This is a genomic window from Croceibacterium salegens, assembly GCF_009827435.1.
Classification (GTDB): Bacteria; Pseudomonadota; Alphaproteobacteria; order Sphingomonadales; family Sphingomonadaceae; genus Croceibacterium_B; species Croceibacterium_B salegens.
Genome location: NZ_WTYM01000049.1, coordinates 1 through 15,297, shown reverse-complemented (window position 1 = coordinate 15,297; position 15,297 = coordinate 1). Strand labels below are relative to the sequence as shown.

The following is a 15,297-nucleotide window of genomic DNA, read 5'->3' as shown; positions in this document are numbered from 1 at the left end:
GGCACTTTCCAGTCGGGCATCGGCCCTTTGAATCAGGTTAGCTGTGATTTGGGCCCCACAGGATGCGCTGGCATTTTTACGGCTAGCGGCACGTTCGCGGCCAATCCCGGATGGCAACTCGTTGGTGCAGCCCTTACCACTGGCCCCGCGACGGCGGCTTCAAACAACATCAATTTTACTTCAGCAACCTTGAATGGAATTCCATTTGCCTTTTTCAGTCCTGATGGTGGCATTTCCGAATTCGGCACCATTCCACCCGTGATGATGCAGGCGATTAATATCCTGAATGTTGCCGGCTATACGGGCGGACGCGGGAGTTTTGCGGGCACTTTGTCGTTCGGGAAGGTTGTTCGCGAACCTGAGTTGCCAGTCCCCGAGCCAGCCACATGGACAATGATGATCGTGGGTTTCGCGGTCCTTGGTTTCGCCATGCGGCGTCGCAAGGACGCGAAAGCTGGCAGACGTATCCGGCTTTCATATACCTAAGCTCGCTGCCCGCTGAACGCGTGACCAGGGTCGCTAGCAGCTTGGACGCAGTTCGCTCCCGATGCGCTCGATTCACAAATTTGGCAGTAAGCTGATTGGTCATTCATTTCTCCGAGCGCCTCCTGAACTAGCGGCAAAGAGATTTGATGGCTGGCATAGTGACCGCCCAAAGATTCTTGTTCACTTTGCAGACACTGGAGCTGTGCTGAACGTGGCCATTCACACTTGCATCATTTGATGACCTATCCAAACTGCCAACCGTGATCTGTCCGGCCCTACTACCCCCCGCTACTGGCCTTAAGGCTAGGGACCTGCCGCCAATTACCCAAATTGAGGTTGTCTACTCCGGGATTGCGCCAATTTCCCCCGGAGCATCAGCACGGTATGGCAGAGGCTGCACGATGAATTTGAGGAAGACATGGCCAACTTTTCAAATCGTTGAATTTTGAAGAAGTTGTTTAGTCGAAGCGGGCGATTGATTCCACGAACTAGCCCGATTGCGAGAATAGACGTCGTTTGGTCGTTCTGTCCCAATGTGGGATCGGCGTGATCTTACTAACTTTCGTGAGGTATCTGCGCGGAGAGTTCGAGAATAGTAATAGTTTGGAACTTCGATTCGGATTGGTTCCCACCGCGGTGCGAATATAGGGGAGTATGGTGACATGAAAACGTTGAAGGCAAAGCTCTTTGGTGCGGCTCTGCTGGGGGCATGCGCCACCTTTGGAGTTTCCGCTCCGGCAAACGCGGCCCTCACCGTGGTTTCTCCTTGTGACCCTTCCTTGACCACGCCCGATGCAATTGCCTGTGCAGGCTACTATTCGGGAAACTTGTTGAACGGCAGTCCAACTGACATCGCCAATCAACAGGCAGCTATTGCGACGCTCCCAGGGGGGTTCACTTTCGATGGCAACTGGAGCGCACTGGATCCCGCGTTCAAGATCACCTCACTCTCGAACGTAAATCAGCTAAACTTCGGCAAAATGCTTTTCGGGCCAACGATTATCGGAGCACATTTCGGTAACGTTTACGGCCCTGCAGGCAATGTCAGCGTGTTCTGGCTTTTCGACCTAGGAAAGACTGGCGCAAGCTATGTCTCCCTTGACCATACCCAAGGCTTTTCAAACGCAGTCCTATATACCACTGGTCCTGGAGCGGTGCCCGAGCCTTCCACGTGGGCCCTTCTCCTGGTCGGCTTTGGCGCGGTTGGCGGCCTGATGCGGATGAGGCGCAAGCAGATCAGCAACGTTTCCTATGCTTGACCCGGTTGTTACATCGACACAGAAAAGCGTCGCTGACGAAGAGCTGGCAATATTGTGCCACAAGGAGCTTTCAGTATAATCGCAACTTGTCTCCGAGTGGCTAGACTATTCCCTCCTCCGGCAGGTCTCAGGACCTAAGCGACTGTCACTTGGCCAAGTCAGCCGAGCGGCGAGTATAGTAGGATACTCGGTAGGCAAGGTGGCGTTCTGTGTTGAATTGATCGTGGCCGTAGGCGTGGACCGAGGTGAACTTTTGTAGCGACTTCATTCACCTGCACCGCAGCATTGTTCGTTCTTGTCTTCAAGATGACAGGTGTGAATACTCCACCCTGCTGTTGGCCCAGCGTCCAACCCTTTGCTTCGCTACGGAGCCCAGATCGGTTACCACTGACTTGTAGGGGCGCAGCACACCGGTGGTATTCCCACTGAGCAACCATTGCGCTTCCTCGGAATCTAACCGCCTCGCTCACCTTAACTTTGCTAGGCAGTGATGTGCCCTGACAGAGTTCGTCATGCCGCATTGCTCAGGGCCGAAGACGCAGCGCCCGCGGCGATCCGTTTGAGAGCGAGCAAGTCGGCGGCGCGATGGGGCGGAAGCCCTGTGCTTTCGCAATGGTCGAAGACCGCGGCGAGTCGCAGGTCCGTTTGCCGGACACGCAACTCGACTTCGGTGGTCGTCCAGCCGAGGTACTCTGCCGCGACGTTGATGATGCCGCCGGCATTGACGACGTAGTCGGGCGCATAGAGTACGCTTCGGTCCGCCAGTCGATCACCGTCTTCTTCGGTGGCGAGCACGTTGTTGGCCCCTCCGCACACGATCCTCGCCTGCAAATTCGCCACGCTGTCGGCGTTCAGCACTCCGCCAAGGGCACAAGGAGCGAATATCTCGCATCGTGCCTGGGCAATGCCGGCGACCGATGCGATCTCCGCTCCGTAGCGGCAAGCGACGGCGGCGGCCACGTCGGACCGAGGCTCGGCGACAACCAGCCTGGCCCCAGCTTCATGGAGCAGGTGGCAGAGCCGCGCGCCGACGTTGCCCAGCCCCTGGACCGCAACGGTCAGGCCCGAAAGGTCCGAGCCGAACTTGCGCCTCGCGGCCTCACGCATCGACAGAAAGACGCCAAGCGCGGTCCATGGCGACGGATCGCCGCCCGGCAGCCCCGGCTTCTGCGGAAGGCCGGCGACGTGATGGGTCGCTTCGTTGACGACCTGCATGTCCGCGACGGTGGTGCCGACATCCTCGGCGGTGACGTAGGCGCCCTTCAAGGCCGCCACCTTTCGTCCGAAGGCCGTGAAGAGCTTTGCGCGATCGAAGCTTCCCTCAGGCAGCCTGAGAACCGCCTTTCCGCCTCCCAGTGGCAGGCCCGCCAGGGCGTTCTTGTAGGCCATGCCCTGAGCAAGGCGCAGGGCATCGCGAGTTGCCGCGGACTCGTCGCCGTAGCGCCAGAGACGGCAGCCTCCTGCGGCTGGGCCCAATTTGGTCGAATGCAGGACGATTACGCCTTCGAGCCCGCTTTCCGCGTCGCGAATGACGTGGACGCTCTCGGGTGGAGATGCCTGACTGCGGGCCGGATAACACATTGGTACTGCTCCTCGAATGGAGCGTGGTTTTCCCCTACCGGGCGAGAAATGTGTCACCTATTTCCGCTGCCAAGCTCGGACGTGAGGCGAAGTCGTTTCGCTGATCCCTCGATTTCGGGTGAAATCGTTCTCGGAGCGATCCGCGCCAATCAGGGGATGGGAAGGGCCGTGGTCGCCTTGATCTCGGACAGGGCCACGGTCGAGTTCACTTCCTGCACGCCCGGCAGCTGCGACAGCCGGTCGAAGAAGAACCGTTCGTAGGCTTCGATGTCCGGCGCCACGACGCGGATCAGGAAGTCGACCGATCCCATGAGAACATAGCATTCGAGCACTTCGGGAAGGCTGCGGATGGCCTCAGCGAACTGATCGAGGTTGGCCCGTCCGTGAGCGTTCAGCTTGATCTGCGCGAAGATCTGCGCGTTGAGCCCGACCTTGTGCCGATCGACCAGGGCGACGCGCCGCTTGATGAAGCCCTCGCGCTCCAACCGGTCGATCCGCCGCCAGCAAGGCGATGGAGACAGCCCGACTTTGTCGGCTATGGCCGAGGTCGAAAGCGAGGCGTCTTCCTGCAGCAAGGCAAGGATGCGCTTCTCGTATCTGTCGAGCCCCTCCGTCATGGGGTCTCCCGGCCGGTCAGTGCTGTTTGGCAGCGGCTGCAGCGCGCATGATGCGCAGTACGTTGCCGCCGGTCATCTTGCCGATGTCCTCGCGCGAATAGCCCGCTTCGAGCAGCCGCTCCGTGACTTTCGGAAGCGCGGTGATGTCTTCCATGCCGGCGATCCCGCCGCCACCGTCCCAGTCGGCCCCGAAGCAGACGTGATCTACGCCCGCCACTTCGATCGTGTGGAGCACTGCGGCCATGTAATGTTCGAACGAGGTCGCCCAGATCGGGTCGGTCTTGTCGAGCTCGCGCGTCGCGCGGGCGAGTTCGGCCTGCTCGGCGGGCGAAAGCTTCGTGATGTTTTCGTACTTCTCGAACAGTTCGCCGCGTTTGCCGGCGAGATTGATCGGGCTGAGATAGATCGTCGACACGCAGATGGCGCCGCCCTTCGCGGCTAACTTGCGAATCCGCGCATCGTCGAGATTGCGCGGATGGTCGAACGCTGCGCGGGGCGAGGTGTGCGAGAGGATGATCGGGGTCTTCGAGAACTCGAGCAGTTGGTCGAACGCCGCATCCGATGAATGGCTGCCGTCGATGACGATCCCCAGCCGGTTCATCTCCGCGACCCACTGACGGCCCAGCGGACTGAGGCCGTTCCACTTGCCAGCATCCTCGGCTGAATCCGCGAACTGGTTCGTCGTCGAATGAACCGGACCCGCCATCCGTACACCGCGATCGTAGAATTCCTTGAGGAGCGTCAGGTCCTCGCCGAGTGGATAGCTGTTTTCCATGCTCTTGAAGGCGATGAGCTTGTGTTCGGCATTGAGCTTTTCGGCATCGTCCGCGCCCAAGGCTGGGAGGATCATCGCGGGATGCGCGGCGATTTCCTTGTCGATCGTGTCCGACCGCTGGCGGGCGAATGCCAGTGCATCGGCATAACCCTTGGCCGTGAGCGGCCCCTGGGCGGTGAAGACGACGAAGAAGCCGCCGTCGAGGTTGCCCGCCGCCATCCGTCCGAGGTCGACCTGCGCGATGTCGTTCTCGTGGGTGTGCGCCGCGGCGAAGTCCCATCCCGGCCGGCCGAAGTTGATCGGCGTGTCGAGGTGAGTGTCGAGAACCAGCAGGTCGCGGTGAAGCGAGGCGGCGTCCTCGGCCGGAGGCGTGGAGGTTGCCGAACACCCGGCGAGGGCGAAAAGGCTGGCAGCAATCGCTGCACGGTAGCGGGTCATTGGGCGTCCTTCACGGGCCTGAGGTCGAGATCCTGATAGTCGTAGCTGAAATCCGCGAGTGGGGAGGCCGCGACCATCTTTATGCGTTCGACCTTGCCATCGGCGTCAAGCTGGAAGGTCACGAGCGCGGGTTCGAGCGCCTTGTCGGTCAACTCGGTACGGAACGTGTCGTACTGGTAGGGAACCAGCCGTCCTTCCATTCGCGGGGTGCTGGCGAAGTCGATCCACAGGCCGCCTTCGCGCTGGCTGACCACCACGTCTCCGTACCAGGGATCGCGGTAGGTTCCGGCATAGGAGGCCAGCGGCAGGCTGGGCCTGGCCTTGGCCGTCTTGCCCGACGTCATCTGTGCCATGGCCTCCTTGCCGCCGGCCTGCATTTGCTTGATCAGGGCATCCCACTTGGGCGTCCAGTCGTTGAACGGCAGGCCGAGGTAATGGTCGAGCAGTTCGTACATCAGGCCCCGGCGCAGGGCCGATTCCTCGGAATTGATGACGATGGCAAAGCCCACATCCTCGTCGGGCAGCATCGCGACAACGGCGATGGCACCGAACACCGCACCGTTATGCCAGATCAGCTTGTGGCCTCGGTAATCCTCCACGTCCCAGCCCAGTGCGTAGGCGCTGTGGCTCGGCGTGACCGTCGCGAGGTCTCCCGGCCATTGCGTGATCGGCTGGATCGTGACCGGCTGCCACATCTCCCGCGCCTGTTCCTCGCTGAAGAGCTGCCCGCCGCCCGGCAAGGCGCCGTGGCCGAGCTGGATCTGGAGCCATTTTGCGAGATCGCTTGCGCTCATCGCCAGGCCGCCGGCGGGCATGGCGTTGCGGCCGAGTTCGTCGTGCTCGTCGAGCACCGAGTTGGGTCCGTCGCCGCGGACGGCGCCGCTGACACGGGCATGAGGGAAGGCCCGGTTGTCGGTCGCGTAGCGTGAGTCATAATCGGAAGTGGAATCGGTCATTCCGCCGCGTTCGAGCACCTCTTCCTTGACGTACTGCTCCCAGGTCTTGCCGGTCACCTCCTCGATCAGCTGGCCCGCCGCGATGTAGAGGATGTTGTCGTAGGCGTAGGAGTAGCGGAAGCTCGTCGCCGGCTTGATGTAGCGCAGCCGCTCGACCGTCTCGCGCCGGGTCAACGAGGTGCGCGGGACGTACAACAGGTCGCCCGCGCCAAGGCCCAGACCGCTGCGGTGGACCAGCAGATCGCGCACAGTCAGCTCGTTGGTGACCCAGGGGTCGTACATCCGGAACCACGGCATGTGGTCAATCACCTTATCGTCCCAGCCGAGCTTGCCCTGATCGACTAGGGTCGCGAGCGCGGCCGTGGTAAAGGCCTTGCCGGTCGAACCGGTCGGGAAGATGGTGTGCTCGTCCACCGGCGCGGATTCGCCGAGCTTGCGAACGCCCCAACCCTTGGCGAGTGTGGTCTTGCCGTGTTCGACGATGGCGATGGCGATTGCCGGCGCTCCGGACTCCTCCCGAAGTTCCTCCACCCGCTGCACGAAGCCGTCGGGCGGATCGGCGAGGGCCGGCGCGCCCGACACGCAAAGCAGGGCGGCTATGGAGGCGGAGAAGGCCCTATGCATGAACATGTTCCTGTCTGGAAGAAGCGCTGCCCAGCAGTCGGTAAGTGCCGATGGTCAACAGCGGCAGGACGAACGTCGCGAGGAAGACATAGGCCATAAGGCGGTAGCCCGAGGCGATGAGATCGACGAGCCCGATCGAACCCGCGACGAACATGCAGACCGAAAGGATCGCGATCGTCAGGGTCGGCCGGAACCATGTCGGGACACCCTTCGCGTGCCGTTCGCGCCAGGCGACTGCGCGTTCGTTGACGGCATGGATTACGCCCACGCCGCTCTCGAGGAGCGCCCCGAACACCATCAACTGGAACGCAAAACGGAATGCCGGACTGCCCATTCGCTGCAGGAGGTAATCGGACGGAAGCGTCTCGCTGAGGATCGCCGGATAGAAGCCGACCATCGCCACGAGGAACGCCAGCGCCGGCAGCATCGCCATCGGTCCGGCAATGGCCCCGGCGATCAAGGCGTCGCGGCGCGAACCGATGTGCCTCAGTATGGGCAGGATCATCACGGCGGCGACGATGTTGTAGCTGCCGTAGGTCAGGCCGGACAGCGCCCATCCCGCTTCCATTCCGCCGCGTGCGAACGAAGTCTCGATCTGCTCACCAAACGAGGTGAGGGCAAGCACCAGGAAGATGGCATAGACCGCATAGAGAAAGGTCGAAACGTAGCGGAACATCATCTCGACCGCCCTTTCGCCCAACCCTGCGATCACGGCGATAAGCAGGGCCAGCACGAGCGTCCCGACTATTGTTGGAACGGGAAACAGGCTTGCCACCACTTCACCGGCAGCCGCGCCGAACACAGCCAGAAGGAGGATCGAAAAGAGGATGAAGCACACCTCGAAGACGGTGGCCCCCGGGCCAAGCAGGCGTTCGACGAAACTGCGGTAGTCGTAGGTCCGCGCATGGTGGGCGAAGGCAAAGGTCAGGGCGGCGACCAGCGCCCATATCGCGGCCGCGAGAAGCATCGCCCACAAGGCCCCGATCGGTCCCTGGCTGAGGAAGTACTCCACCAGTTCCCGCCCCGTCGCGTAGCCGCCCCCGATGATCACTCCCTTGAGCGCGAAGGCCGGAAGCAGGAACTTCTGGAAGAAGGTGGCCTTTTCAGACCGGGCGACGGTTACGCGAGACAATTATCAACCAGCCTCTCGAATTCTGCCCCGCCCCGAATGGGATCGGCCACCGGCAGGCCGAGGCGCCTGGATTCCGATGCGATCAGTTCGTTCGCCTCGCCTTCTTCCAAGCGCGAAGTGTTCAGGCTCACGCCGGCACAGCGGATCGACGGGTTTGTGAGCCGGCCGAGCCGGATCGTCAGGTCGATAACTTCCTCTATCGGCGGAAGCGCGAAGCCGTCCACCCCGATGATCATGTGCCGGGTCGGGTCGTGGCACACCACGAACACATCCGGCTGGCTGCCATGCAGCAGGCCGAGCGATACGGCGGCATAGGAAGGATTGAACAGCGAGCCCTGACCTTCGATCACGTCCCAATGGGCGGGAGCCGCATCGGGACTGAGTAACTCGGCAGCTCCCGCCTCAAAGTCGGAGACCACGGCGTCCATCGGGATGCCGTCGCCCGCGATCATGATGCCCGTCTGCCCGGTTGCCCGGAAACTGGCATCAATTCCCCGTTCCACGAATGCGCGGTGCAGCGCCAGCGCAGTGTACTTCTTGCCGAGCGCACAGTCGGTTCCGACAGTCAGCAGGCGCTGACCGCTACGCTTGCGACCGGTTCCGACCGGGATGTTAGCCGGCGGGACACGGATATCGACCAGCTGCCGGCCATGCGCCGTCGCCGCCTCGGCGAGGCCGGGAACGCTGGCCAGCCGGACATGCAGGCCGCTGACGATATCCAGCCCGGCTTTCACCGCCTCGATCAGCGTATGGCGCCAGCTTTCCGGAATGACGCCCCCCGGATTGGCGACCCCGATCAGCAGCGATCGGGCGCCCGCCTGCGCCGCCTCGGCAGGAGTCATCTGCGGCAAACCGACGCTGACCCCCGTATCGCCCAGCGAACACTCGCCGATGCACATCTCCGGCGCCCACTCCGCCAGTCCAAAGGCGGTCTTGGCGAAGCTGGGCTCGGTCACGTCCCCAAGGAACAGCAGGTAGGGCGCCGGCAGCGCCGTGCTCGATAGGCGAGGCATAGATACGACGTTCATTTCGCAAGACAGGACTGGAAGCGGTTCGACATCAAAGCTCGACCCCCAGCGTCACACCAACGGTACGCGGACGGACGATCCCGGTCGTGATCGCCCCGTTGGGATTGGTCGGCAGGCCGAATGTCGTGAGCGGCCCGATCGACGTGCGGCCGGTGCTGCCGGCAAGGTTCTTGACGTAGACGTCGAGGTTCACCTGGCCGAAGTCGACCCCGGCGGTGAGGTCGACGACTTCGTAACCGGGGAGCTGGCGCTGGCTACCGGTCGCGATCCGATAGGCCTCGTCATATTCCGTGGTCCGCTTCGAAAGGTGGCTGAACGAACCGCCGATGTGCGCTTCGGTGTCGCCTGAAAGCGAGAAGGTGTAATCGGCGACAAGCGCCGTGCTGAACTTCGGCGAGTAGGGCAGCGGATCGCCGTCGAGACCGCCGATTTGCGTGTCCTGCGTCAGCTTCGCGTTGGTGTAGGCGGCATTCGCGGCCAGCCTCAGGCCGGTGACGGGAAGGAAGGTCGCACTTGCTTCGACGCCTTCGCTCTTGGCTTTGCCACCGTTGCCATTGAAGTTGAAGCCGGTCGCCGCGTCGGAAACCAGCAACTGGATGTCGTCCCAATCGATGTGGAACACCGCCAGGTCGGCCGAGAACATGCCATCGCCGCTCTGCGCCTTGATGCCGGCTTCGTAGCTCACGACGGAATCGGAGTCGTAGGACCTGAACGCGTCCGGCGCACCGGGGGGCAGGATGTTCGGGCCGCCCGGCCGGAAGCCATTGGCGACACGGACGTAGAGCGAGGCATTGTCGCTCAGTTCGAAGCGGGGCGCGATCGACCAGGTGAAGACGTTCTCGTCGGACTTGGTGATCCCCAGGTCTGCAGCGCCGCCGACCAGCAAGCCGTCCTGCACCTGGTGAACGGTCTGCTTGTTGTGGCTGTAGCGTCCGCCCAGGCCGACTTCGAAACGGTCGCCCAGGTGGACGGTGACGTTCGCGAAACCGGCAAGTTCCTTGTACCCGCTATCGATACTGGCAAAGCCGATCAGGCCGAGAAGCGGGATCGGCGTCAGTGTGCCGGGCTCCAGGATGTCGAAGTTCTGTTCGATGAGGCCGTCTTCGTTGCTGTAGTAGGCACCCACGAGCCAATCGACCGACGACGACTCTCCCGCCAGCCGCACTTCCTGTGTGAACTTCTCGAGATTGGTCCGCTGGGGCGAGACAAAGTCGTTGGGAATGCCCGTCAGGAACTCGATGTAGAAGCCGAGCGAGGGCGTGTAGTCGTTGCGCAGCTGCTGCTTCTGGGTCGAATAGCTTGTCGAGGAGGTCAGCTCGCCGAAGCCCAGGTCGAGCGTGCCGGTGGCGTTGTAGACGCGGTAGCGCATCTTGCTGAACTCGGGGACGAACTGCGACTGGGTCAAATTGCCGTAGAGGATGTCGAGCGTGTCCGGATCGGCCTCCACCGAAGAAGGAGCGTGGGCGTTGACGTTCTGCATGACCGCCGTCAGCCGCACGTCAAACGTGTCGGAAGGCATGAGCAGAAGCGAGGCGCGGCCACCATAGACCTCGGTGTCGTTGATGTCCTTCTCGACATCCGATCCGCCCGTACCAATGGAATCGATGAAGCCGCCGTACTTGTGATAGAAGCCCGAGGCGCGAATGGCCGCTGCATCCGACAGCGGAACGTTGACGACGAGATTGCCGAGATAGCCTGTTTCGCCGTGACGCGTGGTTTCCACGCCGCCACGGGCGCGAACTTCGAGGCCTGCGGTCGATGGTTCGTTGGTGACGAACTTGAGCACGCCGCTGAGCGAATTTGCGCCGTAGAACGTGCCTTGCGGTCCGCGAAGCACCTCGATCCGGGCGAGGTCGAAGGTGTCGAAATCGCCTGCCAGGATCGACCCGTTGACCAGGCCGCTGCTGGACCCGAAAGGCGTTTCGTCCATGTAGATGCCTACCGTCGAGGTGACGCTGCCGGTGTTGACGCCGCGAATGACCAACCGGGTCTCGCCGGGGCGGGCCTGTTGCATCTGCAGGCCGGGGACGAGTTTTACGTAGTCGGAGAAGTTGTCTGCGTGCTGCTCTTCGAGCTGTTCGCCGCCAACCACCGAAACCGCCTGCGGCACTTCGAGCAGCGTCTGTTCGCGCTTTTCCGCCGTTACGACGATCTCCTCGCCCGAGCGCGTTCCCCGCTGTTCGTCCTGCGGGACATCCTGTGCGAAGCCCGTGCCCGGTAAGAGCGCCGCTATCATGGCGATGATGCTGCCGCTGGCGAGAGTGACGTTATTCTTCATTCGTTTTGTCCCCCTGGAACCGACGGCAAGACCCGACCAGCCGTCCACCCGATGATCCAGGCCCGTCGTCCGGGCCGCACCATTGGCAATAAATGTCCTAATCGGAAAATTGTCAACCTGAATGGGATGCCTTTTCAGGATAGCCCCAAATTTCGGTCGGACAGGAAATCCAGCCCGCCGTGTAGGTCACGCCGCATGGGCGATCCGCGGCGAGGAAGGTCGGGCCATCGAGGTCGACCACGTCGCACAACTGGCCGACGAGGAAGGACGGCGCCATCGACAGGCTGGTGCCGATCATGTTGCCGACCATGACACCCAGCCCAAGCGAGCGGGCGCGGCGAGCGATGGCAAGACCTTCGGTAAGGCCGCCGCACTTGTCGAGCTTGATGTTGACGACGTCGAACAGGCCAACGAGCCCACCCGTGTCGGCCAGGGTCAGGGCGCTTTCGTCAGCCGCGAAGGGCATCGGCCTCTTGAGGCCTTCGAGGTCGGCCTCATGCCCCCGGGCAAGGGGCTGCTCCAGCAGGGCGATGCTCGCCGCCGAGAGGACAGGCAGCAGCCCTGGCAGGGTTGCCCTGTCGTAACCCTGGTTGGCGTCGACCCCGATCCAGGCATCCGGCCTTGCCACGCGCACTGCCTCGAGCCGCGCCGTGTCGATGTCCAGTTCGCCGGTGAGCTTGAGCTTGAGCGGAGTGCCGGGATCGATGGCCCGCGCACTTCGCGCCATCCTGTCGGGCGTGTCCGCACCTATCGTCAACGCGGAAAGTAGCGGGATCGGTTCTTCCAGCCCGGCTGTTTTCCATGCCGGGATCCCGGTCTGCTTGGCCTCAAGGTCCCAAAGGGCGCAGTCGATCGCGTTTCGCGCCCCGCCCGGGGGCATGACCGACTGCAGCTCCTCGCGGGAAATCCCGCTTTCGATGGCCCCGCGCGCAGCTTCACCCTGGGCAAGCATGTTGGCGACATCGTCACCCAGGTAATAGGCCCCGGCGCCTTCCCCGCGCCCGACGTGCTGGCCATCCGAGAGCTCGGCCACGACGACCGAACTCTTGTCGAAGACGTGGCCGGTAATCCGGAATGGCAGCTTGAAGGCGAAGTGCTCGACGCGAAGCGTGAGCTGGAGTGGTATCGCCATCAGAAGACCATTCCGAACCCGTAGAGGTGGTAGCGGAAGGTGATGTAGGTCAGCACCAGGCCGGCCAGCACAAGCAGCGCCGCGCCGAGCTTCATCGTCCAGCGCCGCTTGTCGCGGAAGCACAGGAAGAGATGGTACCCGGCGCTCGCCAGCAGCCCCAACGAGGCCAGCGGCGTCAGGACGCGCAGGAGGTTGAGCAGCCAGTCGAGCGAACCGCCCAGCGCGCCGGAGTCTGCCGAAAACGCCTGCACCAGCGCGAACCAGCCGGCGGCCGAGACGACAGCCGCCCAGGCAAACACGCGCGTCACGCGGAAGGCCGTAAGCGAGCGCCCGGTCAAGCCGAACTCCGCCTTGAAGTGGCGCCGCACCAGGGCGCGGACAGGCCAGGCAAGCGCTGCGAGCAGTGCGAGGCCCAGCGCCGCAAGCAGCGCCGGCAGGAGCAGGGTGGGATTGCCGCCGAGCGGAGCGGGCATGAGGACGGTAAACGGCGCGATCGCATCGATGCTGATGCGGGTCACCTTGCCGTTCTCGATCCGCGCCGCAAGCCGCTCACCCGAGTTGGCATCGCGCCAGACGAACGGTTCGATCTCCACCCAGTCGCGCGTCCCCGGCGTAAGGACATCGAGCGCCGGCACGTGAATCTTGCCGTCCGCATCGACCGAGACTTCCGTCCCGCCGAGCAGGCCGAAAACGCTCAGGAAGTTGGTGAAAGAACCCCGGCTGGACGTGTAGGTCCCGGCAATCATCTGCGCGTGTTCCCGCGCGGTTGCCTCGTCGATCGCAGTGTAGGTGCGCGGATCGGGGAAATAGCGGTCGGCCACCTTCTGCATCAGCGCGTTGCGAATGCCATAGGCCGCGCCGTCGCGCCCCATGCTGTTCATCGCGATGTAGAGACCGAAACCGTCGTCCGGAAATATCCAGAGATAGCTGTGGAAGCCCTCGGTGTCGCCGCCATGGCCGATCCCGCGGTGTCCGTTGATGTATTGCTCGAAGAAGCCGAGCGCCATGGAGTTCAGCGGATCGATTCCGGGCGCATGGTATTCGTGCATCTGCTTGGCGGTCGCCGGATCGAGCAGCCCTTCGCCGTTGGCGAGATGCGCCAGCATGAACTTGCCCATGTCGGATCCGCTGGCGGACAGGCTGCCCGCCGGACCGGGGATCACGATCTCGAACGGCATGGGCGGAGCTTCGTCGTTCGAATATCCGTTCGACATGAAGGGCGCGAGGCTCTTGGGCAGGGGTTGCCGGAAGGTCGAATGAGCCATGCCCAGCGGGGTAAAGATATGACCTTCGATGTAGCTGTCGAAGTCCTCGCCCGAGACCCGCTCGACGAGGTAGCCGGCGAGCGCCGTGGCGTAGTTCGAATACGCAGGCGTTGTGCCCGGCTCGAACACCCGCTGCGGCAGTGCGCGGCGGCTGTAATCCTTCAAAGGCAGGACCGCCTTCGGATCGCTCGAGATCAGGTACCGCACCGATTCCTCGAAGCCGGCCGTGTGCGTCATGATGTTGCGCAGGGTGATCGGCTTGCCATCGAACGGCGGGATCGTGAAGTCGAGGTACTGGTTGACGTCCGCGTCGAGGTCCAGCTTGCCGGCCTCGACCTGCTGCATGACAGCGGTCCAGGTAAGCAGCTTGGAAATCGAGCCAGGACGGAACAGGGTGGTGGCGGGATCGACGGGGCGCCGGGCGGCGACATCGGCGAATCCGTACCCCTTTTCGACCAGGGGCTTGCCGTCCTTCACAGCGATGACGACCGCTCCGGCGATCTTCCCGCGCTCCAGGGCGTAGGGCATGTATCCGTCGAGCCACGTTTCGAGGTCTGCGGCGGTGAGTTCGTGCGATCCCTTGGGCTGCGGTACGCTGGCTTCGCTCGCTTGCTCACCGGAAACAGGCGCCTTTGCGACGTCTTGCGCGGCCAGCGGAATCAGGCCGATGACCGCGAGCAATACAACGAGCTTCCTCAATAGCGACATTTTACCAGGTCCCTGTTTTTCCGAACCGCCTCGACTTGCGGCCCGTCACGGGACCGCCTACGGTGCAAGCTCAGTTTGTCCTCTTTAAGACATAATGATCCTGATTGGAAAAATGTCAAACTTGGAGTGGTGATTTCGATGAGGGTGGAGACGAAACCGCCAACGCTTGGGGAAGTGATGCGCCGTATCCGGTCGAAAAACGGTTGGACCCTCAAGGAGATGAGCGAAAAATCCGGCATACCAGTCTCGACCCTGTCAAAGGTCGAACACAATCGCCTGACGCTCAGCTACGACAAGCTGCAGCAGGTCAGCCAGCGGCTGAACCTTCGGATGTCCGACCTCTTCGCCGATGGCGACGGCGACGAACCGAGGCGCGTCACCGGGCGCCGCAGTCTCGCCAAGCTCGAGGACGCGGCCCGGGTCACGACCGACAATTACGACTACTTCTACCTGTGCACTGACCTGCGGCAGAAGCGGATGATCCCGATCATCACGCGGATCCGGAAGCACACCGCCGCGGAATTCGGAGAACTCGTGCGCCACCATGGCGAAGAGTTCATCTACGTCATAAAGGGCAGCATCGAGGTCCACACCGAGTTCTACGACCCGGTCACCATCGAGGAAGGCGAAGGTATCTATCTCGATTCTTCGATGGGCCATGCCTACCTCACCGCAACGGGATGCGAGGAGGCGGTCGTCCTTGGCGTTTGCTCAAGCGCCGACGACGGGTTGATGGATTCGCTGATGCACCTGCACGGCTGAGCCTCCACAACGAAGAGTTAGAACAATGTGCAATGAGCCCGTCCTACAGCAAGCTACAAGCATTCGTTCGACCAGTGGTTTCGAAACGTTTGCAAATGGGTCGTTAGCGGTGTGCCGGTTCGTGAAAGCGGCCTCACGCGACAGCGAGGTCACGAATGGGTCCCAAGGGTTATTAGCTGCCATTCCAGCCAAGATCCCTCGTGGCCGAAAGGGAGCAACCTGCGAAGAGTGTGTCGAGTGCTTGCGATGCGCTATT

General features: G+C 62.5%; 12 protein-coding genes. 3 read left to right on the top strand and 9 right to left on the bottom strand.

All coding sequences use genetic code 11. The features are described from left to right. Positions 1–486, top strand: a 486-nt coding sequence (locus GRI89_RS12535; RefSeq protein WP_159795149.1) for an FxDxF family PEP-CTERM protein, incomplete at its 5' end; no start/stop codon positions are given. A gap of 662 nt (positions 487–1,148) precedes the next feature. Beyond that, positions 1,149–1,745, top strand: a complete 597-nt coding sequence (locus GRI89_RS12530) for a PEPxxWA-CTERM sorting domain-containing protein (RefSeq protein ID WP_159796093.1) — start codon at positions 1,149–1,151, stop codon at positions 1,743–1,745. 510 nt (positions 1,746–2,255) lie between these two features. Here GRI89_RS12530 and GRI89_RS12525 read toward each other — a convergent pair. The 9 genes from GRI89_RS12525 to GRI89_RS12485 all read right to left on the bottom strand — a co-directional run bounded on the left by GRI89_RS12525 (position 2,256) and on the right by GRI89_RS12485 (position 14,279). Further along, positions 2,256–3,326, bottom strand: coding sequence for a Glu/Leu/Phe/Val family dehydrogenase (locus GRI89_RS12525; protein WP_159796090.1), 1,071 nt, complete (start codon positions 3,324–3,326; stop codon positions 2,256–2,258). 149 nt (positions 3,327–3,475) lie between these two features. Then, the gene (locus GRI89_RS12520; RefSeq protein WP_159796087.1) at positions 3,476–3,943 is read right to left on the bottom strand and encodes an Lrp/AsnC family transcriptional regulator; all 468 of its coding nucleotides are present in this window, start codon (positions 3,941–3,943) and stop codon (positions 3,476–3,478) included. Between the two features lie 16 nt (positions 3,944–3,959). After that, positions 3,960–5,156 carry a dipeptidase gene (locus GRI89_RS12515; protein ID WP_159796084.1) on the bottom strand — a complete coding sequence of 399 codons (1,197 nt, stop codon included), beginning with the start codon at positions 5,154–5,156 and terminating at the stop codon, positions 3,960–3,962. After that, the gene (locus GRI89_RS12510; protein WP_159796081.1) at positions 5,153–6,736 is read right to left on the bottom strand and encodes a serine hydrolase; all 1,584 of its coding nucleotides are present in this window, start codon (positions 6,734–6,736) and stop codon (positions 5,153–5,155) included. The genes GRI89_RS12515 and GRI89_RS12510 overlap by 4 nt, the downstream gene beginning before the upstream one ends. Beyond that, entirely contained in the window at positions 6,729–7,868 is a 1,140-nt protein-coding gene (locus GRI89_RS12505; RefSeq protein WP_159796078.1) for a YkvI family membrane protein, read from the bottom strand. Before GRI89_RS12505 ends, GRI89_RS12510 begins: the two co-directional genes overlap by 8 nt. Next, a complete protein-coding gene (locus GRI89_RS12500; protein WP_159796075.1) occupies positions 7,856–8,896 on the bottom strand; it encodes a DUF1611 domain-containing protein in 1,041 nt (346 codons plus the stop codon). The genes GRI89_RS12505 and GRI89_RS12500 overlap by 13 nt, the downstream gene beginning before the upstream one ends. A gap of 31 nt (positions 8,897–8,927) precedes the next feature. Beyond that, a complete protein-coding gene (locus GRI89_RS12495; protein WP_159796072.1) occupies positions 8,928–11,174 on the bottom strand; it encodes a TonB-dependent receptor in 2,247 nt (748 codons plus the stop codon). A gap of 112 nt (positions 11,175–11,286) precedes the next feature. Continuing rightward, positions 11,287–12,306, bottom strand: a complete 1,020-nt coding sequence (locus GRI89_RS12490) for a dipeptide epimerase (RefSeq protein ID WP_159796069.1) — start codon at positions 12,304–12,306, stop codon at positions 11,287–11,289. Next, positions 12,306–14,279: a serine hydrolase domain-containing protein gene (locus GRI89_RS12485; RefSeq protein WP_159796066.1), complete on the bottom strand. Its 1,974-nt coding sequence runs from the start codon at positions 14,277–14,279 to the stop codon at positions 12,306–12,308. Before GRI89_RS12485 ends, GRI89_RS12490 begins: the two co-directional genes overlap by 1 nt. A 219-nt stretch (positions 14,280–14,498) precedes the next feature. Here GRI89_RS12485 and GRI89_RS12480 point away from each other — a divergent pair, with 219 nt between their 5' ends. Beyond that, positions 14,499–15,041 carry a helix-turn-helix domain-containing protein gene (locus tag GRI89_RS12480; protein ID WP_235913334.1) on the top strand — a complete coding sequence of 181 codons (543 nt, stop codon included), beginning with the start codon at positions 14,499–14,501 and terminating at the stop codon, positions 15,039–15,041. The last annotated feature ends 256 nt before the right edge of the window (positions 15,042–15,297 follow it).